The organism is Psychroserpens damuponensis, assembly GCF_000826655.1.
GTDB classification, from domain to species: domain Bacteria; phylum Bacteroidota; class Bacteroidia; order Flavobacteriales; family Flavobacteriaceae; genus Psychroserpens; species Psychroserpens damuponensis.
In genome coordinates, this window is the sequence record NZ_JXJO01000017.1 from 1 (window position 1) to 24,878 (window position 24,878).

Sequence of the window (24,878 nt, forward strand, 5' to 3'; positions counted from 1 at the left end):
GTAGAGAAGAAAATTGAGCTCACTATAACTCACCTATCTTTTCTTATCTAAAACAGAAAAAACAACTAGAAACAATGTCAAATTATTTTAACACATTACCATTAAGAGAACAATTAGAGCAACTAGGAAAATGCCGTTTTATGGATGCTTCAGAATTTGAAGATGGCGTTACAGCATTAAAAGGTAAAAAAATCGTAATCGTAGGTTGTGGTGCTCAAGGTTTAAATCAAGGTTTAAATATGAGAGATTCTGGGTTAGATATTTCTTACGCATTACGTCAGGTAGCTATAGATCAAAAACGTGATTCTTACAAAAACGCGACGTCTAACGGATTTACTGTTGGCACCTATCAAGAATTAATTCCTACAGCAGATCTAGTATTAAACTTAACACCAGATAAACAGCACACTAACGTTGTTAAAGCAGTCATGCCTTTAATGAAAAAAGGAGCCACATTAAGTTATTCTCACGGTTTCAATATTGTTGAAGAAGGCACTAAAATTAGAGAAGATCTAACTGTTATTATGGTTGCTCCAAAATGTCCAGGAACAGAAGTTCGAGAAGAATACAAACGTGGCTTTGGCGTACCAACACTTACAGCTGTACATCCAGAAAACGATCCCGAAGGCAAAGGCTGGGCTCAAGCAAAAGCTTATGCTGTTGCAACTGGAGGTCATAAAGCTGGTGTTTTAGAATCGTCTTTTATTGCTGAAGTAAAAAGTGATTTGATGGGAGAACAAACCATATTGTGCGGATTACTTCAAACAGGAGCCATCTTAAGTTTTGATAAAATGGTAGAAAAAGACATCAATCCAGGCTATGCTGCTAAATTAATTCAGTTTGGCTGGGAAACCATTACCGAAGCCTTAAAACATGGCGGAATTACCAACATGATGGATCGCTTATCTAATCTGGCAAAAATTAAAGCGTTTAACATTTCCGAAGAATTAAAAACAATTATGCGTCCATTATTTGAAAAACATATGGATGATATTATTTCTGGCCATTTCTCAAAAACCATGATGGAAGATTGGGCAAACGACGACGTAAACCTATTAAAATGGAGAGAAGCAACAGGAGAAACAGCCTTTGAAAAAACAGAACTAACTTCAGAGCATATTTCAGAACAAGATTATTTTGACCATGGCCTATTATTAGTTGCTTTTGTAAAATCTGGAGTAGAATTAGCTTTTGAATCTATGATTAGCGCAGGTATTATTGAAGATTCAGCATACTATGAATCCTTACATGAGTTACCATTAATAGCAAACACTATTGCTAGAAAAAAATTATTTGAAATGAACAGAGTTATATCTGATACCGCAGAATACGGTTGCTATTTATTTGACCATGCCTGCAAACCTTTATTAACCGACTTTATGAAAACGGTGAACACTGATATCATTGGCACTTCTTTTTCTTCGGAAAATGGAGTAGACAATATTGAGTTAATTGCAGTAAATGACGCGATTAGAAACCATCCAATTGAAGCCGTTGGAAAACGCTTACGAGCGGCAATGACAGCAATGAAAATTATAAAATCTGATGTAACAACTGAAGATTCAGTTCTAGCATAAATAAACTACTGTCACTATGCGAATTGATTGAGATAAAATACATTTTACCAAAAGCAATTTACACGATACCCAGATGCAAATCTGGTCTCAACGACGCTTAATCAGACAGAATAATATAATAGATTCCCTTTTTAACGGGAACTGAAGATGAAAAATACGAAAACCACATATAGACCAACATTAGAAGCTATAGAAGCTGCTGCAGAAAAACTTAGAGGGATTGCTTCGGTAACACCTTTAGTAAAAAATGCTAGGTATTCTAAAAAGTTTGGCGCAAACATATATTTTAAAAGAGAAGATTTACAAGTAGTGCGCTCGTACAAAATTAGAGGTGCTTACAATAAAATCTCATCTCTAGATAATGATCACATTACAAATGGAATTGTATGTGCAAGTGCAGGAAATCACGCACAAGGAGTAGCGATTTCTTGCAAACTTCTAAAAATAAAAGGCACCATTTTTATGCCCTCACCAACACCCAATCAAAAAATTGAACAGGTAAAAATGTTTGGCGAAGAGTATATAGATGTAGTATTAATTGGCGATAGTTTTGATGATGCTTACCACGCAGCAATGCAACAAAGTAATGAGCTCAACAAAACGTTTGTACATCCTTTTAATGACGAAAAAGTTATTGAAGGACAAGCAACGGTAGGTTTAGAAATTATAGACCAGGCTCAAGAACATCCTATAGATTATGTTTTTGTTCCTGTTGGAGGTGGCGGACTCGCAGCTGGTTTATCATCTGTGTTTAAGCTTTTGTCACCGCAAACAAAAATTATTAGTGTAGAGCCAAAAGGTGCGCCAGCAATGCTCACTTCCATTAGAGCTAATAAAAATACCGAACTAGAATCCATTGATAATTTTGTAGATGGAGCCGCTGTAAAACGTGTTGGAGATTTAACATTTTCTATCTGCAAAGAAACATTACATCGCGTAGTTACAGTAGATGAAGGTAAAATTTGTCAAACCATTTTAAGTTTATACAATAAAGATGCAATCGTAGTAGAGCCAGCAGGCGCTTTAAGTCTTTGCGCTTTAGAACAATTTAAAGATGAAATAAAAGGTAAAAATGTTGTATGTGTAATCAGCGGAAGCAATAACGACATCACTAGAATGGCAGAAATCAAAGAACGCGCCCTACTTCATGCCAATCTAAAACACTATTTTATAGTTAAATTCCCTCAACGATCTGGCGCTTTAAGGGATTTTGTTGTAGACATTTTAGGCCCAACAGATGATATCACACATTTTGAATATACAAAAAAAGCAAATCGAGAAAATGATGTGGCTGTAGTTGGCTTACAATTAAAATCACCAGACGACCTAGAACCCTTAATTACCAAAATGAAACTTCATAAATTCTATGGAGATTATTTAAATAACAAGCCTGATTTATTTCAATTCTTAGTTTAAAATCAATTCTCATGATAAAAAACAGATTCCAAACTGATTATAAACACATTATAAAGGCTAATTTTTATTAAATTCATAAAAATTAGTCGAAAATTAAACAAAATAGACTCAAGTAATAAAATAATTTATAATTTCACAGCATGATTATAATAACAAATAAAAACGAAAGACCCGCAAGTTTGCCTGTACGCAGACGACGTCGCTAATGCTACTACTTGAAAAGCTATTTAGTTAATCCGTTTTTATTTTACAATCATGAATTTTTTACCACAAACATTTTTCTTATTAAATAGAGTTATTAAAACTAATAACACTGTTTTAGTACGTCCCAATTTTCGCCGTCGCCCTTAGGGTGTATATCTCTTTATAGAACTAAGGTGAGTCCAGTTCTACCTTCAAAACCAAATTCCTATAAATACGGGAAACTCAAATACAAATCATTACATAGTTAATACTAAAACTCAATAACAATGAAAATTGTCATTGCTAATAAATCACATAGCATATACGCAGAAACCATATGCAACACCATTGCAGATGCCGCACAGGTAAGAGGTACTGGTATTGCAAAGCGTAAACCTGGATATATCATTTCTAAGATGGAAAATGGCAATGCGGTTATTGCACTAGATGATGACAAGTTTGCTGGATTTTGCTACATCGAACAATGGAGTCACGGCAAATTTGTTGCTAATTCTGGTCTAATCGTCCATCCAGATTTTAGAAATTTAGGACTAGCAAAAAAAATCAAGAAGGTCATTTTTAAACATTCTAGAAGCAAATTCCCTAACGCTAAAGTATTCAGTATCACAACAGGTTTAGCCGTTATGAAAATGAATAGCGATTTAGGCTACAAACCTGTTACGTTTTCAGAATTAACCGATGATCAATCCTTTTGGAACGGTTGTCAAACCTGTAAAAACTTTGATGTCTTAACAAGAACAGAACAAAAAATGTGCTTATGCACTGGCATGTTATACGATCCTAATAAAAAAGAAAACTTAAAGCCAAAAGAACACAATTACGACAAAAAAGCATGGACCAGATTGAAAAACCTAAAACAAACTATGTTCCTAAAAAAGGACAAAAAAGATGGACCGAGCACTTAAATGCGAACACATTTTACAAATGAAAATAATAACAGAGAAAAATGAATAAAAAATTAGTCATAGCATACAGTGGTGGTTTAGACACATCATACTGCGCAGTAAGTTTAAGTAAAGCTAGTTACGATGTACATGCTGTAAGTGTGAACACTGGTGGTTTTTCTGATGACGAAATTAAAACCATAGAAGACAATGCTTACAAAATGGGCGTTTCAACATATAAAAATATTGATGCCATTGCATCGTATTACGACAAAGTGATTAAGTATTTAATCTTCGGAAATGTGCTTAAAAACAACACCTACCCTTTATCTGTAAGTGCAGAACGAATTATTCAAGCCATTGAGATTATTGAATATGCAAAAAGTATCGATGCCGAATATATAGCTCACGGAAGTACTGGAGCAGGAAATGACCAAGTGCGTTTCGATATGATTTTTCAAACCTTAGCACCAAACATCAAGATTATTACACCAATTAGAGACGGAAGCCTGAGCAGGCAACAAGAAATCGATTACTTAAAAGAAAACGGAATCAATATGTCTTGGGAAAAAGCAAAGTATTCTGTAAACAAAGGACTTTGGGGAACTAGTGTTGGTGGTGAAGAAACATTAACTTCAGAAAAACCTTTACCTGAATCTGCATACCCCTCTCAACTTAAAAACAAAGGAGAAGAAAAAGTCATTTTAACATTTGATAAAGGAGAACTAGTTGCCGTGAATGGTAAAGAAGATGTTTCAGAAAAAAACATAGAATTATTAAATAACCTAGCATGTGCTTATGCTATCGGAAGAGACTCTCACGTTGGAGATACTATTGTTGGCATAAAAGGTCGCGTTGGTTTTGAAGCTGCAGCAGCTTTAATCATCATAAAAGCACACCATCTTTTAGAAAAGCACACACTTACAAAATGGCAATTGCAACACAAGGATTATATGTCTAATTTCTATGGTATGCATTTGCATGAAGGTCAATATTTAGATCCAGTGATGCGAGATATGGAAGCTTTTTTACAAAGTAGTCAGAGCAAGGTTTCGGGTGACGTATTTGTAACCTTGAAACCTTATCATTTCAATTTAGATGGCATTTCTTCTAAACACGATTTAATGAGCACAAAATTTGGCAGCTATGGCGAAGACAACAAAGGCTGGACAGCAGACGAAGCTAAAGGATTTATTAAAATAGTTGGTAATCAGAATAAGATTTATCAACAAGTAAATAGTTAATACATTTTCATCCTGCAAGGTTTCAATAACCTGGTAAGCATAAACTAAAAGTTAGGTTGAATTAAAAACGATTCCTACTTCCGTGGGAAATAGATATGAAAAAATTAGAAATAGGAATCATTGGAGGAGCAGGCTATACAGCAGGAGAGTTAATTAGATTGCTGCTAAATCACCCAAAAGCAAACTTGAATTTTGTATTCAGCACATCTAATGCAGGCAACAAAATACATAACATACATAAAGATTTAATAGGCTCTACGGATTTAGACTTTACTAATGACATTAATTCAGATGTAGATGTATTATTTCTATGCTTAGGCCATGGAAATTCAACTGCTTTTTTAGAAAAAAACACATTTTCAAACGCTACTAAAATCATTGACTTAAGTAACGACTTTAGATTAGTTGCCGACAAGAATTTTAATGAAAAAGATTTTATTTACGGCTTACCAGAACTAAACAAGACTCCGATTAAAAACGCAAATCACATCGCTAATCCAGGTTGTTTTGCTACAGCAATACAACTCGCATTATTGCCATTAGCAAATGCAAAAGTTTTACAAAACGATGTTCATATTAATGCTGTAACTGGTGCAACTGGAGCAGGAACATCATTATCTAAAACGACGCATTTTACTTGGAGAGATAATAACTTTTCGCATTATAAAGCTTTTACACATCAGCATTTAGGAGAAATTAATCAGACTGTAAATCAGTTGCAGTCTTCTTTTAAATCAGACATCAACTTTATGCCAAATCGCGGTAATTTTTCAAGAGGAATTTTCGCAACACTTTACACCAAATTTGACGGCACAATTGAAGAAGCAAAAATATTGTATCACAATTATTATAAAGATGCAGCATTTACGTTTGTTTCAGACGAAGACATTCATTTAAAACAAGTGGTAAACACTAACAAATGCATTCTTCATTTACACAAACACGAAGATAAATTACTAGTAACAAGTATCATTGATAATTTACTAAAAGGAGCATCAGGTCAAGCGATTCAAAACATGAATTTAATGCATGAGTTTGAAGAAACCGAAGGGTTAAAATTAAAGGCGAATTACTTTTAATATCCCTCAGGAGAAATAATAAAGACAAACTTTTTTAGACAACAGAAATCACTAATTACTAACATCTAAAAACTAACGACTATAAAGCATGAAAATAGCAATCATAGGAACAGGAAATTTAGGAAAGTCCATCGCAAAAGGACTCATCACTAACAACGCTATAACCACATTATACTTAACCAAACGGAATTTGGACGACATTCAAGATTTAGAAGGTTATAAAAATGTGCATTTAACAACCGATAATGCCGTAGCAGTTAAAAATTCAGATATTTTAATATTTGCTATTCAACCAAGACAATTTGAGCAAATTTTAAATGACATAAACCCTTTACTAACAGAAAATCATGTTTTAATTAGCACAATTACTGGCTTTTTAATTCCGAAGATTGAAGAAATCGTTGGATCTAATCAATTCATCATTAGAGCAATGCCAAACACTGCAATCGCAGTCGGTAAATCCATGACTTGCATGTGTAGCAACGCACAAGGTGCAAAACGCCTAAAAATCGCAGAAGCCATTTTCAATAGATTAGGACACACATTAGTCATACCAGAATCGCAAATGCAAGCTGCAACGGTGGTTTGTGCTAGCGGAATTGCATTTTGGATGCGACTGATTCGTGCAACAACACAAGCTGCAATTCAGTTAGGTTTTGATGCTAATGAAGCACAAGAATTAGCGATGTATACAAGTGAAGGTGCTGCGAGTTTATTAATTACAAACGGCAACCATCCAGAAGAAGAAATCGATAGAGTAACCACACCAAAAGGTTGCACTATTGAAGGTTTAAATGAAATGGAACACAAAGGATTGAGTTCGTCTTTAATTCAAGGAATGGTGGCTTCTTTCAATAAGATTAATAACATTAAAAAAGAGCAAATTTAAAATATCATTCAGAGCGAAGCGAAGAATCTATTTCAGATTGAGACTCTTCGGTCATTCTTCCCTCTGAGTAACAGAAAACAAAAACAAATAACATGAGTTTATTTAATGTTTATCCACTCTTCGACATTACGCCAGTAAGCGCAAAAGGCATTCACGTTTACGATGATAATAATGTTGAATATCTAGATTTATATGGTGGACACGCCGTAATATCTATTGGACATTCGCATCCAAAATATGTGAGTGCGATTTCTAATCAAGTTGAAAAACTAGGCTTCTATAGCAACGCGATTCAAAATCCGTTGCAAGTTGAATTAGCAGATAAATTAGAAACACTTTCTGGCTGTAAAGATTATCAATTATTTTTATGTAATTCTGGTGCAGAAGCCAATGAGAATGCTTTAAAACTAGCATCATTTCATAATGGCAAAACCAAAGTTTTATCATTTAAAAATTCATTTCATGGTAGAACGTCTGCTGCTGTTGCAGTAACCGACAATCCTAAAATTGTTGCACCAATAAACACACAACAAGACGTTGATTTTTTAGAATTAGGTGATTTAGAAGCGGTTGAAATCATTTTAAAACAAGGCGAAACTTGTGCTATCATTATTGAATTCATTCAAGGTGTTGGTGGTTTAGACCAAAGCACAACGGAATTCTATCAAGGACTAGGCAAGCTTTGCAAACAACACAACACTGCTTTAATTGCTGATGAAGTACAATCGGGATTTGGAAGAACTGGTGACTTTTTCGCTTTTCAAAAACACAATATCACACCAGATATTATTTCTATTGCTAAAGGCATGGGAAATGGATTTCCGGTTGGAGGCATTTTAATTCATCCTTCAATTAAAGCGTCTTTTGGATTATTAGGAACAACTTTTGGCGGCAATCATTTAGCATGTGCTGCCACACTTTCTGTTTTAGAAGTTTTAGAAGAAGAACAGCTAATGGAAAACGCTAAAACTATGTCAGCCTACTTTCAAGACAAAGCAAAGTCTTTACCAAATTTAAAATCTATAAAAGGTCGCGGTTTAATGCTAGGCTTAGAGTTTGATTTCCCAATCTCAGACTTACGGAAAAAGTTGATTTTTGACCATCACATATTTACAGGAAGCGCAAAGAATCCTAATTTATTAAGAATTCTTCCACCATTAACGATTCAAAAAAAGCACATTGATTTATTTTTTGAGGCGTTAGAAATAGAATTAGTTTAATTAAACAGTTACCCACTTTCGTGGGAAGTGAACATGAAAAATTACACCAAAATAAAGGATATTATCAATCTACCAGAAACGATTAAAGACGCCATTTTATTAAAAATGAATCCTTTTGAATTTCAAGATTTAGGAAAACACAAAACCTTAGTGATGCTCTTTTTTAATTCGAGTTTAAGAACCCGTTTAAGTACCGAAAAAGCAGCAAAAAACTTAGGTATGGAAGTCATGATTTTAAACATCAACGACGCTTGGAATCTAGAGTTTGAAGATGGCACCATTATGAATATGGACAAATCTGAACACATCAAAGAAGCCGCACAAGTGATTTCTCAATATGCAGATATTATTGCTGTAAGAGCTTTTCCAACGTTACAAGATAAAGCTAAAGACGAATCGGAATACATTCTCAATAACTTAAAAAAACATGCAACAGTGCCAATTGTAAACATGGAAAGCGCAACAGCGCATCCTTTACAAGCCTTAGCTGATGCGATTACAATAACTGAACTCACTGAGAAAGCAAAACCAAAAGTCGTATTGTCCTGGGCACCACATCCTAAAGCATTGCCACAAGCGGTTGCAAATTCGTTTATAGAAATGATTCAAAATATGGATGTTGATTTAACAATCACACATCCTGAAGGTTATGAGTTAAGTGAAGCAATCACTAAAAACACACCAATTAATTACAACCAAGAAGAAGCCTTAAAAGATGCCGATTTTGTGTACACCAAAAACTGGAGTAGCTATAATAACTACGGAAAAGTGCTTAGTCAAGATAATAGCTGGATGGTTACAAAAGCTAAATTAGGACATGCAAAATTTATGCATTGTTTACCAGTAAGAAGAAATGTAGTTGTAGAAGATACTGTTTTAGATAGCGACCAATCTGTGGTGATACAACAAGCAAATAATAGAACTTATGCAGCTCAGATTGTGTTGAAGCAGATTTTGGAAGATTTATAACTTATAATGTCATTTAGAGCATAGCGAAGCATCTTTTTAAAATGAGATTCCTCGATGCCAATGAAAAAACAATAAGATGAAAACAATAAAAGTCATAAAAATAGGTGGAAACATCATCGATAACAAAGAGGTCTTAGCTACATTTCTAAAAAGTTTTGCAACTATATCAGGCCCAAAAGTTTTGGTTCATGGAGGCGGAAAATTAGCCTCTAAATTAGCTAAACAGATGAATATTCCTGTAAAAATGAATGAGGGCAGACGCATCACAGATGCCGAGACTCTAGACATTATCACTATGGTTTATGCAGGCAAAATCAATAAAAATATTGTAGCGCAATTACAAGCTAATAATTGCAATGCAATTGGATTTTCTGGAGCAGACGGAAATACTATTGTTTCGATAAAAAGACCTATTAAAACCATCGATTACGGTTTTGCTGGTGATGTAAAAAAAGTAAATACAAAAGCTTTAGAGGTTTTATTAAATAATACCATCACACCTGTATTTTGCGCCATTACTCATGATACAAACGGACAATTACTAAACACAAATGCAGATACTATTGCTTCGGAATTAGCCATTGGGTTATCATCAATTTTCAACACAGAATTATATTATTGCTTCGAAAAAAATGGTGTGCTCAAAGATATAGAGTATGAAGATTCAGTAATTGAAAACATCAACACTAAAAGCTATAAAACACTAAAGGAAAACAACATTATATTCGAAGGTATGCTACCTAAACTAAACAACTGTTTTCATGCTATAAATAAAAACGTTCAAAAAGTTTGTATTGGCAAATCAGATATGCTTTTCAACTTCAATAATAAACATACAACCATTACAAAATGATTAAAAAACTCACAACAGAAGCGATTGCTTTACTAAAGCAACTCATAGAAACACAGTCATTTTCTTCAGAAGAAAACAATACAGCATTGCTTATTGAAGATTGGTTTACAACACACCATGTGCCATTTAAGAGGAATAATCACAACATTTGGGCAACCAACAAATATTTTGACGAGAGTAGGCCAACACTACTCTTAAACTCACATCACGATACAGTGAAACCAAATAATGGCTACACCAAAGACCCATTTAAAGCCATAGTTGAAGATGGAAAATTATACGGATTAGGCAGTAATGATGCTGGTGGCTGTTTAGTCTCTTTGATTGCTACGTTCACGTATTTTTATAACAAAAAAGACCTCAACTACAACTTAGTGATTGTTGCGTCTGCCGAAGAAGAAAGCAGTGGGCCAAACGGATTAAATAGCATGTTACCAATCATCCCAAAAATTGATGTTGCTATTGTTGGCGAACCAACTTTAATGAATTTAGCAGTTGCCGAAAAAGGCTTAGTCGTTTTTGATGCCAAAGTAAAAGGAACAGCTAGTCACGCTGCACATCCAAATAATGACAATTCAATCTATAACACTATTGATGTTTTAAAATGGTTTCAAGAGTATAAATTTGAAAGGAAGTCACCAGTTTTAGGCGATGTAAAAATGACGGTTACGCAAATTAATGCAGGCAGACAACACAATGCTGTTCCTGCAGAAGTAGATTTAGTGATTGATGTACGTGTAAATGACAAATATTCAAATCAGGAAATTTCAGAAATACTAACAAAAAAATCACATTGCACTAGTATTACAGCTCGTAGCCTACGATTAAATTCATCGTCAATTTCTAATAATCATGAACTCGTAAAGGCAGGAATTGAATTAGGAAGAGAAACTTACGGATCGCCAACACTTTCAGACCAATCTGTTCTAACTTGTCAGTCGTTAAAATTAGGACCTGGAGATAGCACGCGTTCGCATACAGCAGATGAGTTTATTTATTTAGCTGAAATTGAGGAAGGTGTTGATTTGTATATTAAGTTACTAGAGAAGGTATTGTTAAAAAGATAAAAACAGAGAAAAGATTATAGAATAAAGACACAAAAGCTAAGAATCAAGACTTAAATGCTTATGTATGAGAAAGCAGTCTATTTTCTATCAGCGAAGCGGTCTTATTTCTATTCTCTATACATAAAAATTAAAATTTGGAACTATGAAATTATGGGACAAAGGGTTTTCAATAGATAAAAAAATAGAATTATTTACCGTTGGTAACGACAGAGAAATAGACATGCATATCGCAAAACATGACGTACAAGCGTCTTTAGCACATGCTATAATGCTAGAGTCAATTGGTATTATTTCTTCGGAAGAATTAACTCAACTAAAATCAGGATTAAAAATTTTAGCAGAATCTATAGAAGCTAGAACATTTATAATTGAAGATACTTTTGAAGATGTACATTCTAAAATTGAACACGAGCTTACAAAAACTCTAGGTGACGTTGGAAAGAAAATCCACACGGCACGTTCTAGAAATGACCAAGTTTTAGTGGCACTTCAACTTTACTATAAAGAGAACCTTCAAATCATAAACGACAAAACGAAGACGTTTTTTGATACACTTTTAGGTCTTTCTGAAACTCACAAAAGCAAACTTCTACCTGGTTACACACATTTACAAGTTGCTATGCCATCATCCTTCGGATTATGGTTTTCTGCCTATGCCGAATTATTAATTGATGATGTTTATGTATTAAATGCTGTATCAAAAATCACAGACCAAAATGTTTTAGGTTCGGCTGCTGGTTACGGAAGCTCATTTCCTATTGATAGAGCTATTACGACTAAAGAATTAGGCTTCTCGACTTTAAAATACAATGTAGTTGCTGCTCAATTGAGTAGAGGAAAAAGTGAACGTGCAATTGCAAGTGCATTAGGCGGCTTATGTAATACCATGGCACGTTTTGCGATGGATATTTGCTTATATATGAGTCAGAATTTTGCATTTATTACGTTTCCTGACGAATTAACAACCGGAAGTAGTATTATGCCACACAAAAAGAATCCTGATGTGTTTGAATTAATTAGAGGCAAGTGTAATAAAATTCAAGCTTTACATTCTGAAATGTTACTCATCACCAACAATTTACCAAGTGGTTACCATAGAGATTTTCAATTATTGAAAGAGAATATTATCAATGCTTTTGAAGATGTTAAAGATATTTTAGATATTTTTAATTATTCCATCCAACAAATCATTGTGAAAGATATTGACCTCAACGATGAAAAATATCAATACTTATTTACGGTTGACAGCATAAACAATTTGGTAGTTGATGGCATGAGTTTTAGAGACGCCTATCAAAAAATTGGAAATCAAGTACAAACCGGAACATATCAACCCGATTTAGGCAAAGAACATTCACATATTGGAAGTATTCATAATTTATGTTTGGATGATATTCGAGCTAAGTTTCCGAAGTAAAAAAAAAAAAAAAAAGCATCTCTTACCAGATGCTTTTTAAACATAAATTAGTTTCAAAATTATAGTCCTACCAAATCGCCTTCTTCATTTTTAGTAGCCAAATCTGATTTACCCATTAAGTAAATATCAACTTGTCTGGCTGCTTCTCTACCTTCAGAAATTGCCCAAACGATTAAAGATTGCCCTCTTCGCATATCGCCTGCTGTGAATATATTTGGTATGTTAGTTTGGTATTTTCCATAACTCGCTTTGTAGTTAGAACGTGCATCTCTATCTAAACCTAGCTTATCTGCTATTGTAGATTCCGGACCAGTGAAACCAAGTGCCAACAATGCTAAATCACACTTCCAAGTTTTCTCTGTACCAGGAATTTCAATTAATTTTGGACGCTCGCCAGGCACCATTTCCCATTCTACATTTACAGTTTTTAAGGCTGTTAATTTTCCTTTAGCATTAGTAACAAACTCTTTAGTATTGATTAACCAGTTACGCTCTACTCCTTCTTTATGAGACGACGATGTTTTTAATTGTAATGGCCAATACGGCCAAGGAGTTGATGACGAACGATGTCCTGGTGGCTTTGGCATAATTTCAAAATTTACTACCGATTTTGCACCTTGACGATTTGATGTCCCAATACAATCAGATCCTGTATCACCACCTCCAATGACAATCACATTTTTACCAGTTGCTAAAACTTGATCTTTTATTTTCTGTCCGAAAACAGTTTTTGTCTGCTGCGTTAAAAAGTCCATAGCTTGCACTACGTCATCTGCATCGATACCTGGCGTTGGTAGACTTCGTCTTTCAGTTGCTCCTCCACAAAGTACTACAGCATCAAACTTTTTCAACTCTTCAACATCGTAATTCACACCAACATTTACATTGGTTTTAAATACAATGCCTTCTGCTTCAAGAATCGCTAAACGACGATCTATGATGCCTTTTTCCATTTTAAAATTCGGAATTCCGTAGCGTAATAATCCACCAATAGCATCATCACGTTCAAAAACAGTTACGGTGTGACCAGCTCTATTTAATTGTTGTGCAGCTGCTAATCCTGCAGGACCAGAACCAACTACTGCAATCGTTTTTCCTGTTCTTACTTTTGGTGGTTGTGGTTTAATCCAACCTTCTTTAAAAGCGCGTTCAACTATATTTTTCTCGATATTTTCTATTGATACTGGATCTTCAATAATTCCTAAAACGCATGCTTGCTCACAAGGTGCAGAACACAAACGACCTGTAAATTCAGGGAAATTATTTGTAGAATGCAAAATCCAAGAGGCTTTTTGCCACTCACCTTGATGCACCATGTGGTTAAAATCTGGAATGAGATTTCCAAGTGGACACCCACTATGACAAAATGGAATTCCACAATCCATACAACGCGACCCTTGTTCGGTCATCTCTTTATCCTTTAAAGGAACCGTAAATTCATTATAATGTTTTACACGATCCTTTACGGGTTTGTATGACTCATCTTTTCTTTCGAATTCTTTAAAACCTGTTACTTTTCCCATTTTATTCCTGCGAAAGCAGGAATCTCTTCCATACTTTCTAAATTTAAATTCCTATTCTTTAACTCTTCAAAACAGCGTAACACTATGACTATGCTATTTCTAATTCTTCAACCATTTGTTCTTCTGTCTCTAAACGCTTCAATGCACGTTTGTATTCCGTAGGCATGACGCGTACAAAATGCTTCAAGCTTGTTTCCCAATCATCTAATAGCGATTTTCCTAAATCACTGTTTGTATATTTTACGTGCTTCTCTATCATTGCTTTTAAATCGTTCGCATCTTTCTTCAGAATCTTTTCAAACTCTATAGTTTCGGTATTACACAAACCATTTTTAAACTTGTTTTCTGGATCGTATACATAAGCGATTCCCCCACTCATACCTGCAGCAAAGTTTCGTCCTGTTTTACCAAGAACTACTACTTTTCCACCAGTCATGTACTCACAACAGTGATCTCCTACACCTTCTACAACCGCAGTTGCACCAGAGTTTCTTACTGCAAAACGCTCGCCTGCAATTCCGTTAATGTAAGCCTGACCCTCAACAGCTCCAAACAAGCACACATTACCAATAATGATATTGTTCTCTGCTTTGAAATCTGCCTTTTCAGGTTTCTTTACAATTAATTTGGCTCCAGACAAACCTTTACCTAAATAATCATTGGTATTTCCTTGAAGGTTAAATGTTAATCCGTGAGCTCCAAAAGCTCCGAAACTTTGTCCGGCTGAACCTTCAAAATGGATATTTAAGGTATCTTCAGGTAATCCTAAATGACCATATATTTTCGAAATTTCGTTACTTACAATTGCTCCAACAGTTCTATTAGTATTCTTAATAGGATACGATAATGTCATTTGCTCTTTTCGGTATAAAGCACGATGTGAATCTTTCAAAATTCTGAAATCTAAAACACTATCTAAGTTGTGTTCTTGCTTCTCAGTATTTTTAACCGTCATTTGCTTATAGACTTCTGGTCTGTGTAAAATTGAAGATAAATCTAGGCCTTTAGCTTTGTAATGCTTGATGGCTTTATTGGCATTAATTTTATGCGTTTGACCAACCATTTCTGCCATTGATCTAAATCCAAGTTCTGCCATAATTGCTCTTAATTCTTCTGCGATATAATAGAAGAAATTAATAACGTGCTCTGGTGTGCCTTTAAAGTTTTTACGCAATTCTTTGTCTTGTGTTGCGATACCAACAGGACAGGTATTTAAATGACATTTACGCATCATAATACAACCTGAAGCGACCAAAGGTGCCGTGGCGAAACCAAATTCCTCAGCTCCTAATAAAGCTGCAATAGCAACATCACGACCAGTTTTTAATTGTCCGTCACACTCTACAACAATTCTACTTCTTAAATTATTAAGTACTAAAGTTTGTTGCGCTTCTGCTAAACCAAGTTCCCATGGTAAACCAGCATGCTTTAACGATGTTAAAGGTGATGCTCCTGTTCCACCATCGTAACCTGCGATGAGTACAACATCTGCTTTTGCTTTTGCAACACCAGCTGCGATGGTACCAACACCAACCTCAGAGACTAATTTTACATTAATTCTAGCATCTCGATTTGCATTTTTAAGATCGTAAATTAATTGTGCTAAATCTTCAATAGAATAAATATCGTGATGTGGTGGTGGCGAAATTAATCCCACGAATGGTGTTGAGTTACGAGCCGCAGCAATCCAAGGTAGTACCTTTTCGCCTGGCAACTGACCGCCTTCTCCAGGTTTTGCACCTTGAGCCATTTTAATTTGAATCTCTTTCGCATTGGTTAAATAATGCGACGTTACACCAAAACGACCAGAAGCTACTTGCTTAATTGCAGAGTTTCTGCTATCTCCATTCACATCTGGCTGAAAACGTCTTCTGTCTTCTCCACCTTCTCCAGAATTAGATTTTCCTCCAATTCTATTCATGGCAATGGCTAAATTCTCATGTGCTTCACGAGAAATTGAACCATAAGACATGGCTCCTGTTTTGAAACGTTTTACAATTTCTGTCCAAGGCTCTACTTCTTCAATTGGAATAGGATCGATATTATTAAATTCGAATAAGCCTCGAATGGTCATTAAATTTTTTGATTGCTCATTGATGTTTTTTGCATACACATCATAACTCGCTTGATCGCTTAAACGAACCGCTTGTTGTAATTTGGCAACCGTTGTTGGATTAAATAAATGTTTTTCTCCATTTCGTCTCCATCGGTAATCGCCACCAATATTTAACCCTAAACGTTTATCTAAAACATTACTTGGATACGCATGTTTGTATCGTTTATCAATTTCTTTTTCGATTTCATACAACCCAATACCTTCAATTCTTGATGCTGTATATGGGAAATATTTTTCTACAAATTGTGAATTAAAACCAACGATTTCGAAAATTTGAGAACCTCTATACGAACGTAACGTCGAAATTCCAATTTTGTTCATTACTTTCAGAATTCCTTTTCCGATGGCTTTATTGAAATTATCAACTGCTTTCTGCTCGTCCATATTCGTTATGAAACCATCTGTCACTTGCATTCTGATAATTTCGTTAACCATATAGGGATTTACAGCAGATGCGCCATAACCAAATAAGGTTGCGAAATGATGTGGCTCACGTGGTTCTGCAGATTCGATTATAATATCGAAATAGGAACGCTTACGTAAACGGTTCATTTGATGACTCACATAGGAACACGCTAACAGCGAAGGAATTGGCGCCATGACCTTACTTACGCCTCTATCTGATAAAATGATGATATTGGTTTTTCGAGTCAGCGCTTTTTCAATTTGAATAATAATATTATCTAAAGCATCTTCCAACCCGTTAAGTCCTTTATCTTTTTGATAAAGTAATTCCACTGTTTCAGCTTTAAAACCTTCCACTTGAATATTTCTAATTTTTGCTAAATCGTCATTTGATATTACTGGATTCTGAATTTTCAACTTTCGACATTGTCTTTCTGTAATGCTGAAAATATTTCTATCCTTTCCTAAAGAGAGACTAATATCTGTTACAATTTCTTCTCTAATTCCGTCTAAAGGCGGATTAGTTACTTGCGCGAATAATTGCTTAAAGTAGTTTGAAATTAACTGTGGTTTGTTTGATAACACAGCTAAAGGCGTATCGATTCCCATGGAACCTAAAGCTTCTTTGGCTTTTTGCGCCATTGGTGTGATGACCTCTTGAATATCTTCGTACGTATAATTAAACAGACGTTGTCTTGTTTTAATATCTAACAACTCTACAGGACAAGTTTCGCCTGTGTATGGAATATCTTTTAAATGCAATCTCGTCTTATCTAACCACTCTTGATATGGTCTCTCCTTAACGATTTTACTTTTTATTTCTTCGTCATTAATAATACGACCTTGGTTCATGTCTACTAAAAACATTTTACCTGGCTCTAAACGACCATGACTTTGTACATCTTCAGGATCGATATCAACAACTCCAATTTCCGAAGACATTATTAGTTTACCACTTTTGGTAACCGTATAACGCGATGGCCTTAAACCATTTCTATCTAAAAGTGCACCTATATAATTACCATCTGTAAATGGTACAGAAGCTGGACCATCCCAAGGCTCCATAATACATGCGTTGTAATCGTAAAACGCTTTACGCTCTGGCGACATGGTTTTATGTTTTTCCCATGCTTCAGGAATCATCATCATCATGACTTCTGGTAGAGATCTTCCGGTATGCGTTAGCAATTCTACCACCATATCCATAGATGCCGAATCTGACTTTCCTGGCAAAATGATTGGGAATAATTTATCGATTTGCGGACCGAAGACATCACTTTTCATGATTTCTTCACGAACACGCATTCTACTCACGTTTCCACGAAGGGTGTTAATTTCTCCATTCTGACACATAAATCGAAATGGTTGCGCTAACTCCCAAGTTGGCATTGTATTGGTAGAAAAACGTTGGTGCACCAAAGCTAATCTTGTTACCAAATCATCTTCTTGTAAATCTTTATAATAAGAACCTATATCTTCTGGCATAATGATACCTTTATATATAAGTGTATTGATTGATAAACTAGACACATAGAAATAAGTACTTTGCGACATTTTTGATTGTCGTACAATATGCTCAGTAATTTTACGTGCAGCATAGAGTTTTGCTTTAAAGTCTTCTTCGGAAACTTCATTTGATTTACCAACGAATAGTTGTTCAATATTTGGCTCTGAAGCCAAAGCGATTTCTCCTAGTTGCGTAGAATCTACAGGCACCTCTCTCCAACCTATAACCGTTAGACCTTGAGCGAGAATTTCTTTCTCAAAATGATCCTTACAAAACTTGTATTGATTTCTATTTTTTGGCAAGAACACCATACCTACAGCATACTTCCCTTTAACAGGAACTTTAAAACCACAAACACGCTTAAAATAGGCATGTGGAATATCTATTAACAAACCTGCTCCATCACCCGTTTTCCCATCAGCACTTACACCTCCTCGATGCTCTAATTTCACTAATATTTCTAGTGCATCATGTATAATTTGGTTTGTCTTTTCTCCCTTTAGATTACAGATAAATCCTGCTCCACAATTTTCGTGTTCAAATTCTGGCAAATAGAGTCCTTGTTTTTTAAACATAAATAAAATATTTAAAGGTATTTCACACCTTATTACTCCTCTAATATAGATTCAAAAAATAGATAAAAAAAAATAGTTGAAAATTTTTCTCATATCGATAGTATAGTGCTTTTTGAATGAAAATTTTGCAAAAATAATGATTTATACTGCCGAAAAGACAATATTAAATCACCAATAAATATGACTAATATTTGCGAAAACATTTTCGAAAACTACTAAATATTAAAAATATATTACTAAATAAGCTTTTTTTATGAAAAATTAAGAATTTAAGATTATTGATACAGTAAAAAAATAGGTTAAATTAATTTTAACCCTAAAAATTATAGGGTTTAAAATTAAATATTCATAAAAATTAACTTTAAACCCCCTTTTTTAATAGGTTACAACCAAAGTTTATATAGATTTGACTAGAACCAATATATTTTAAATTTCATAATCATGAAGAAAATCTATACTCTAACATTTCTATTAACATCAATAGTTTTGACTGCTCAAGATTCTACCGAAGTAGCCACAAATAAAAAATTCACATTAAGTGGTAGCATTGACACTTACTACCAAACCTATCTAACAGCCTCTGACGATTCAGGGCAATCTTTTGGAACCGCTTTCGCTAACCAAACAGGTTTTGCCTTAGGCATGGGTAACATTATTGCCAGTTACGAAAATGGCAAAGTTGGTGCTGTTCTTGACTTAGTCACAGGACCAAGAGGAGCAGGTGCCACGTTTAGCGATGATATCGTTGACGGCATAGTTAACCAAGCTTACGCTTACTGGAATATTTCTGAAAGTACCACATTAACATTTGGTCGTTTTAATACATTTTTAGGATATGAAGTTATAGCACCTGCCTCTAATTTTAATTACAGTACATCTTATCTATTCTCTAGCGGACCATTTTCGCATGTTGGATTAAAAGCTGATTTCGCATTATCTGATGATTTTAGCTTAATGCTTGCCGTCATGAATCCATGGGACACAAATGACACTTCTACAACTGGTGAATATTCTTTTGGTGCTCAATTAGGGTATAAAGGACAATTCTTAAACTTATACTATGACAGTGGCGCCAATAACGGCCTAGGTTTTGAAGTTGATTACACAGGTGGTTTTGATATTTCTAATGAATTCTTCTTAGGAATAAATGCAGCTTACGAAACAAGTTCCTATCTATACGATGAGGATGGCGTAGAATTAACCGATGATTTCTCTAATGGATTTTACGGTATTGCTCTATATCCTCAATATACATTATCAGATGAATTATCAATTGGTTTAAGAGGTGAGTATTTTGGCTATCACGCGGAAGACGGTGAAGATTTACCAAGTGTAATAGGAGCAACGCTAACGGGAAGCTATATTGTAGATAGCAACTTAATTATAAAGCCAGAAATAAGACTAGACTCTTGGAGCAACAATGATGCCGCTTTCTTTGATGCAGATGGTGAAGACTCTAGTAGCCTTGCAGCATTTACAATAGCAGCGATCTACACATTTTAAAATTTACCTACTAAACATTAATTAAGATTTCCACTTTCGTGGAAAATAAAAAACCAGTTTTTATGAAAAAAATCGAAGCAATAATTAGAAAATCCAAATTTTCTATAGTAAAAAAGGCACTCCATGAAGTAGGTGTGAATTTTTTCTCTTATTGGGATGTCACAGGACTTGGCAACGAAAAAGAAGGCCATGTCTACAGAGGTGTTTCTTATAGCACGAGCGATATCCAACGACGATACCTATCCATTGTTGTAAATGACGACTACGAAGAAGTTACCATAAAAGCCATTCTTGAAGCAGCTTCAACAGGAGATGTTGGTGATGGCAAAATCTTCGTTTCTAATATCGAAGAATGCTACAGAATAAGAACAAGAGAAAAAGGAGAACAAACTTTAAAATAACACACATGGAATTACTTACAATAAATAATGTATGGATGATGATCTGTACAGCACTTGTTTTCTTTATGCACTTAGGATTTGCATTTTTAGAAATTGGATTAACTCGACAAAAAAATACGCTTAATATTTTATTTAAAAACATTTTTATAATCACTGTTGGACTACTTCTTTATTGCCTAGTTGGCTTTAACCTCATGTATCCTGGAGATTTTAATGGATTTATTGGATTTGCAGGACTAGGTTTAGATGCACCAATGGTTGAAGGCGCCTTAGACCTTACCTATAACGAAGGTTACACTTACTGGACCGACTTCTTATTTCAAGGTATGTTTGCCGCAACCGCAGCAACCATTGTATCAGGAGCCGTAGCTGAACGTATGAAAATTGGACCATTTATGGTGTTTACAATATTTTATGTTGGCTTAATTTACCCAATTGCTGGTTCTTGGAAATGGGGTGGCGGATTCTTACAAACCCTAGAAACACCGTTCTATGATTTTGCAGGCTCCACATTAGTACATTCTGTTGGCGGATGGGCTGCCTTGGTAGCCGTATTTCTTTTAGGATCTAGAATTGGCAAATTTAAAGATGGTAAACCTAGAGCAATACCTGGACACAACATACCAATAGCTACTGCTGGTGTATTAATTTTATGGTTAGGCTGGTTTGGTTTTAATGGAGGTTCAGTTTTATCTGCAGACCCAGGATTAACATCGTTAACACTTGTAACAACCTGTTTAGCTGCTGCAGCCGGTGGAGTTGTTGCAGCCCTAGTATCTACAATTCGATATAAAAATTTAGATTTAACAATGTTTCTTAACGGTATTTTAGGAGGCCTCGTTGGCATCACCGCTGGAGCCGACCAAATGAGTCCTACTGATGCCATTTTAATTGGAGCAATTGCAGGTGCAATTATTGTATTTGCGGTATCTCTTATCGACAAAATAAAATTAGATGACCCAGTTGGTGCCATTGCTGTTCATTTAGCCTGTGGTATTTGGGGAACTTTAGCTGTTGGTATCTTCGGAAATTTAGCTAGTGTAGCACAATTTATAAGTCAGCTTATAGGTGTCGCTTCATATGCGGTTATCTGTATTATTTCTTCATTCTTAATCATTTATATTATGAAGAAAACAGTAGGGATTAGAGTTTCTGAAAAAGAAGAATTAGAAGGCCTTGATGCGCATGAACATGGTATGGATGCATATCCAGACTTTAGATTAAATGAGCATTAATTTTTGATTGATTAGTTTAGTTATCTTAAAAAAATCCCGAAGACTCATAGCTTCGGGATTTTTGTGTTTTATAATCTCATCTGAAATTAAAAACACCTCTAGCTTTCAACCAAAAAAAAATATCCTGAAGCATCTAACTTCAGGATATATCTACAATTGATAAGTTAACATCAAGACTAACATATCCAGATCATCTCGTAATTAACAATTTGTTTTAAGCAGAATTTCTACTTGCATTAATATTTCCGAAGAGAGAACGTGTTACCATTTTTTGATAAACCTCAATCTCTTCTCCTTCAGTTACTCCATTTTTTTCTAACTCCTGGATTTTTTTCAAAGCATATTGCTGAATGGTCAACAGTGGCAAAACTATCGATTCCCTAACAGCAACAGACGCCTTACCTGCTGGCTCCTCTTCCATTAATTCCTTATAACCTGTAAGCTTTAAAAGCAATCGTTTTGAGGTTTGATATTCTTCAAAAATCAGATTCCAAAAAGCGCCATATTCTGGATCTTCACTCATATATTTTGTGAGATCAAAAAATGATTTGGATAAAGACATCATACTATTTTGAATGAGTGTTTTAAAGAAATCTGATGTTTGAAACAGCAATTGCGCTTTTTCAAATTGATTAGTATCTTCATAATGCTTTAAGGCTGTTCCTACTCCAAAAAACCCTGGGACATTTTGCTTTAATTGACTCCATGACCCTACAAATGGTATCGCTCTCAAGTCTTCAAAAATCAAACCTTCTGACTTTCCTCTTTTTGACGGTCGACTTCCAATATTTGTTTTAGCATAATACTTTAAGGTACTCATATGTTCTAAATACGAAATGAATTTAGGATGCGCTTTAAAGTTTTTATAAGCTTCATAACTTAATTTAGACAAGTCATCCATTACAGCTCTATTATCTGGATGCATGCTTAAATCTTTATCACTTAAACTATTGTAAATCCCAGAACTAATTAACTGTTCTAAGTTATATTGTGACGAATCTAACGTACCAAAATTTGATGAAATGGTTTGACCTTGTATTGTTAGTTGCACTTCTTTATCTTCAATCGTTGGGCCTAAAGACGCATAAAAATTATGCGTTTTCCCTCCTCCTCTTGCTGGTGGACCTCCACGTCCATCAAAGAAAATAACAGTAATACCATATTTTCGCGACACAGCAGTTAAGCGCTCTTTAGCGTTATAAATTGCCCAATTTGCCATTAAATAACCACCATCTTTAGTGCCATCACTAAAACCTAGCATAATGGTTTGCTTATTCCCTCTAGATTTTAAATGTGCGATGTATTCAGGGTTTGTATATAAATCCTCCATCACTTGTGGAGCATTTTCTAGATCTGTAATTGTTTCAAATAAAGGCCCAATATCAACCGATAATTTATCCTGAAACGCAACCAACTTAAGCATAGCAAACAACTGCATGACGTGCAATGTTGTTTGGTTATTACTTATGATATAACGATTTGCTGCAACTTCTCCGTTTGTAGTTTGAATCGTTTTTATGGCTTTCATGGTTTTTAAAGCCTTTAAGGTTTCTTCATCTTTAATTAAAGACAAATCAACTTCGCCTTGAACTTTAGACAAGATTTGAATTTGCTCTATTTCTGACAATTCATGATAATTCTTCGGAAATATCTCACTACCACTTTCAATACATACATTAACCATATCGTTAAAATATTGCGCATGTTTTCTACTATCTTGACGAATATCTAGATTGGCAAAATGGAAACCAAACAAATGTATTTTGTTTAATAGACTATTAACTTCAGTCACGTAAAGCGATTGATGTTTATCTATTATTATTTGTTTTATATCTTTTAACTCTGATGTCAAAAACTCTAAAGTTAATGATGACTTTTCGTGAGTAATTATTTTATAAAGCTCTGCTTCTAAAGCAACTATTCGCTGCTCTACACCTTCAAAGGTTAGCTTTCGCCTTAAACGTCGTACATCTCTGTAATAATTTTTTATTACAGTTTCTCGTAATCTATTGGCCACTTTAAGTGTGATTTCTGGAGTTACAAAAGGGTTCCCATCTCGATCACCTCCTGGCCAAAAACCAATATTAATAATGTCATTATTGATATGTTGGCCGTCAAAAATATTTTGTTGGATATAATCATAAATAGTTCCGAAGGATTTATAAAACACATTTTCCAAATACCAAATTAAACTAACTGCTTCATCATAAGGCGTTGGTTTTTTATGCTTAAAAAATGGTGTTTTACCAAGTTGAGCCAACAGGTCGTTAATTCTTAACAAATCATTTTCTCTTACAGCCTCAGTTAAATCTGTTATAATACCCAAAACAGAACCTGGATAAAATTGAGTTGGATGTGCAGTAAGCACAATTCGCACTTTAAATTCTTCTAAATATTTTTTAAGTGTTTCTAGTTTGTTTTCGGCAGTTACCGCTTCTTTTAAACTACGCAATGTACCAATCCCATCCATATTATTAACAACAGGAAAAGCTGCGTCTTCAACCGCATCGAACAAAACAACTTGCCGCTCAATATATTGAATAAAACGAAATAATAAATCTGTTTGACTTTTTACCGAACGTCTTGCTTGATACTTTTTAAAGAAGGATTCTACAATAGTTGTAGGATTGTTTCCTGCAGCAAACCCCTTACTACACGTTTCGTGAAACAAAGGTAAAAGCGCTCCTGTTTTTGTAATCGTATCAAAAGGCAATGTCATGAAAATACTGTTATAAATTTGATATTTAGACAGTACGTTTTGATTAAACCTGGTAAGCTTAGGCTGTGTAGGCAT

General features: G+C 34.7%; 17 protein-coding genes. 14 read left to right on the top strand and 3 right to left on the bottom strand.

The features are described from left to right. Window positions 1-74: 74 nt before the first annotated feature. From ilvC to argH, 11 genes are all read left to right on the top strand, one after another. Window positions 75-1,577 (top strand): ketol-acid reductoisomerase, encoded by a 1,503-nt coding sequence (gene ilvC, locus TD29_RS08850; RefSeq protein ID WP_040280177.1) that lies wholly within the window; start codon window positions 75-77, stop codon window positions 1,575-1,577. Window positions 1,578-1,724: 147 nt separating this feature from the next. After that, window positions 1,725-2,993, top strand: a complete 1,269-nt coding sequence (gene ilvA / locus TD29_RS08855; RefSeq protein ID WP_040280178.1) for a threonine ammonia-lyase IlvA — start codon at window positions 1,725-1,727, stop codon at window positions 2,991-2,993. A 470-nt stretch (window positions 2,994-3,463) separates the two neighbouring features. Beyond that, window positions 3,464-4,102, top strand: a complete 639-nt coding sequence (locus TD29_RS08860) for a GNAT family N-acetyltransferase (protein ID WP_040280180.1) — start codon at window positions 3,464-3,466, stop codon at window positions 4,100-4,102. 41 nt (window positions 4,103-4,143) lie between these two features. Continuing rightward, window positions 4,144-5,325 carry an argininosuccinate synthase gene (locus tag TD29_RS08865; RefSeq protein WP_040280181.1) on the top strand — a complete coding sequence of 394 codons (1,182 nt, stop codon included), beginning with the start codon at window positions 4,144-4,146 and terminating at the stop codon, window positions 5,323-5,325. Between the two features lie 95 nt (window positions 5,326-5,420). Then, window positions 5,421-6,404 carry an N-acetyl-gamma-glutamyl-phosphate reductase gene (gene argC, locus TD29_RS08870; protein ID WP_040280182.1) on the top strand — a complete coding sequence of 328 codons (984 nt, stop codon included), beginning with the start codon at window positions 5,421-5,423 and terminating at the stop codon, window positions 6,402-6,404. Between the two features lie 88 nt (window positions 6,405-6,492). Then, window positions 6,493-7,293: a pyrroline-5-carboxylate reductase gene (gene proC / locus TD29_RS08875; protein WP_040280184.1), complete on the top strand. Its 801-nt coding sequence runs from the start codon at window positions 6,493-6,495 to the stop codon at window positions 7,291-7,293. A 92-nt stretch (window positions 7,294-7,385) separates the two neighbouring features. Further along, window positions 7,386-8,513, top strand: a complete 1,128-nt coding sequence (locus TD29_RS08880) for an aspartate aminotransferase family protein (RefSeq protein ID WP_040280186.1) — start codon at window positions 7,386-7,388, stop codon at window positions 8,511-8,513. A gap of 33 nt (window positions 8,514-8,546) precedes the next feature. Next, the gene (locus TD29_RS08885; protein ID WP_040280188.1) at window positions 8,547-9,482 is read left to right on the top strand and encodes a Rossmann-fold NAD(P)-binding domain-containing protein; all 936 of its coding nucleotides are present in this window, start codon (window positions 8,547-8,549) and stop codon (window positions 9,480-9,482) included. 76 nt (window positions 9,483-9,558) lie between these two features. Continuing rightward, window positions 9,559-10,335 carry an acetylglutamate kinase gene (gene argB / locus TD29_RS08890; RefSeq protein ID WP_040280189.1) on the top strand — a complete coding sequence of 259 codons (777 nt, stop codon included), beginning with the start codon at window positions 9,559-9,561 and terminating at the stop codon, window positions 10,333-10,335. Further along, window positions 10,332-11,402, top strand: a complete 1,071-nt coding sequence (locus tag TD29_RS08895) for a M20 family metallo-hydrolase (RefSeq protein ID WP_040280190.1) — start codon at window positions 10,332-10,334, stop codon at window positions 11,400-11,402. The genes argB and TD29_RS08895 overlap by 4 nt, the downstream gene beginning before the upstream one ends. Before the next feature lie 142 nt (window positions 11,403-11,544). Continuing rightward, on the top strand, window positions 11,545-12,819 hold the full coding sequence (argH, locus tag TD29_RS08900; RefSeq protein ID WP_040280191.1) for an argininosuccinate lyase: 1,275 nt from the start codon (window positions 11,545-11,547) through the stop codon (window positions 12,817-12,819). A 59-nt stretch (window positions 12,820-12,878) separates the two neighbouring features. Here argH and TD29_RS08905 read toward each other — a convergent pair whose 3' ends face one another. Together TD29_RS08905 and gltB are read right to left on the bottom strand one after the other, a co-directional pair. Next, the gene (locus TD29_RS08905; RefSeq protein ID WP_040280192.1) at window positions 12,879-14,342 is read right to left on the bottom strand and encodes a glutamate synthase subunit beta; all 1,464 of its coding nucleotides are present in this window, start codon (window positions 14,340-14,342) and stop codon (window positions 12,879-12,881) included. Window positions 14,343-14,430: 88 nt separating this feature from the next. Then, window positions 14,431-18,945 (bottom strand): glutamate synthase large subunit, encoded by a 4,515-nt coding sequence (gene gltB / locus TD29_RS08910; protein ID WP_040280193.1) that lies wholly within the window; start codon window positions 18,943-18,945, stop codon window positions 14,431-14,433. A 441-nt stretch (window positions 18,946-19,386) separates the two neighbouring features. Between gltB and TD29_RS08915 the strand changes: the two genes are divergently transcribed. The 3 genes from TD29_RS08915 to TD29_RS08925 all read left to right on the top strand — a co-directional run bounded on the left by TD29_RS08915 (window position 19,387) and on the right by TD29_RS08925 (window position 22,084). Further along, window positions 19,387-20,448 carry an outer membrane beta-barrel protein gene (locus TD29_RS08915; protein ID WP_040280194.1) on the top strand — a complete coding sequence of 354 codons (1,062 nt, stop codon included), beginning with the start codon at window positions 19,387-19,389 and terminating at the stop codon, window positions 20,446-20,448. A 62-nt stretch (window positions 20,449-20,510) separates the two neighbouring features. Next, window positions 20,511-20,849, top strand: coding sequence for a P-II family nitrogen regulator (locus TD29_RS08920; protein ID WP_040280677.1), 339 nt, complete (start codon window positions 20,511-20,513; stop codon window positions 20,847-20,849). A 5-nt stretch (window positions 20,850-20,854) separates the two neighbouring features. Continuing rightward, window positions 20,855-22,084, top strand: coding sequence for an ammonium transporter (locus TD29_RS08925; protein ID WP_040280195.1), 1,230 nt, complete (start codon window positions 20,855-20,857; stop codon window positions 22,082-22,084). A 214-nt stretch (window positions 22,085-22,298) separates the two neighbouring features. Here the strand turns inward: TD29_RS08925 and TD29_RS08930 are convergent, their stop codons facing one another. Continuing rightward, window positions 22,299-24,878 (bottom strand): phosphoenolpyruvate carboxylase, encoded by a 2,580-nt coding sequence (locus TD29_RS08930; RefSeq protein ID WP_040280196.1) that lies wholly within the window; start codon window positions 24,876-24,878, stop codon window positions 22,299-22,301.

Excerpts from the sequence above, each read along its gene's own strand:
- gltB (WP_040280193.1), bottom strand. The coding sequence starts at position 18,945 with ATGTTTAAAAAACAAGGACTCTATTTGCCAGAATTTGAACACGAAAAT.
- ilvC (WP_040280177.1), top strand. The coding sequence starts at position 75 with ATGTCAAATTATTTTAACACATTACCATTAAGAGAACAATTAGAGCAA.
- TD29_RS08860 (WP_040280180.1), top strand. The coding sequence starts at position 3,464 with ATGAAAATTGTCATTGCTAATAAATCACATAGCATATACGCAGAAACC.
- TD29_RS08915 (WP_040280194.1), top strand. The coding sequence starts at position 19,387 with ATGAAGAAAATCTATACTCTAACATTTCTATTAACATCAATAGTTTTG.
- TD29_RS08880 (WP_040280186.1), top strand. The coding sequence starts at position 7,386 with ATGAGTTTATTTAATGTTTATCCACTCTTCGACATTACGCCAGTAAGC.
- argC (WP_040280182.1), top strand. The coding sequence starts at position 5,421 with ATGAAAAAATTAGAAATAGGAATCATTGGAGGAGCAGGCTATACAGCA.
- TD29_RS08865 (WP_040280181.1), top strand. The coding sequence starts at position 4,144 with ATGAATAAAAAATTAGTCATAGCATACAGTGGTGGTTTAGACACATCA.
- TD29_RS08885 (WP_040280188.1), top strand. The coding sequence starts at position 8,547 with ATGAAAAATTACACCAAAATAAAGGATATTATCAATCTACCAGAAACG.
- argB (WP_040280189.1), top strand. The coding sequence starts at position 9,559 with ATGAAAACAATAAAAGTCATAAAAATAGGTGGAAACATCATCGATAAC.
- TD29_RS08895 (WP_040280190.1), top strand. The coding sequence starts at position 10,332 with ATGATTAAAAAACTCACAACAGAAGCGATTGCTTTACTAAAGCAACTC.
- argH (WP_040280191.1), top strand. The coding sequence starts at position 11,545 with ATGAAATTATGGGACAAAGGGTTTTCAATAGATAAAAAAATAGAATTA.
- ilvA (WP_040280178.1), top strand. The coding sequence starts at position 1,725 with ATGAAAAATACGAAAACCACATATAGACCAACATTAGAAGCTATAGAA.
- proC (WP_040280184.1), top strand. The coding sequence starts at position 6,493 with ATGAAAATAGCAATCATAGGAACAGGAAATTTAGGAAAGTCCATCGCA.
- TD29_RS08925 (WP_040280195.1), top strand. The coding sequence starts at position 20,855 with ATGGAATTACTTACAATAAATAATGTATGGATGATGATCTGTACAGCA.
- TD29_RS08905 (WP_040280192.1), bottom strand. The coding sequence starts at position 14,342 with ATGGGAAAAGTAACAGGTTTTAAAGAATTCGAAAGAAAAGATGAGTCA.
- TD29_RS08930 (WP_040280196.1), bottom strand. The coding sequence starts at position 24,878 with ATGCCTACACAGCCTAAGCTTACCAGGTTTAATCAAAACGTACTGTCT.
- TD29_RS08920 (WP_040280677.1), top strand. The coding sequence starts at position 20,511 with ATGAAAAAAATCGAAGCAATAATTAGAAAATCCAAATTTTCTATAGTA.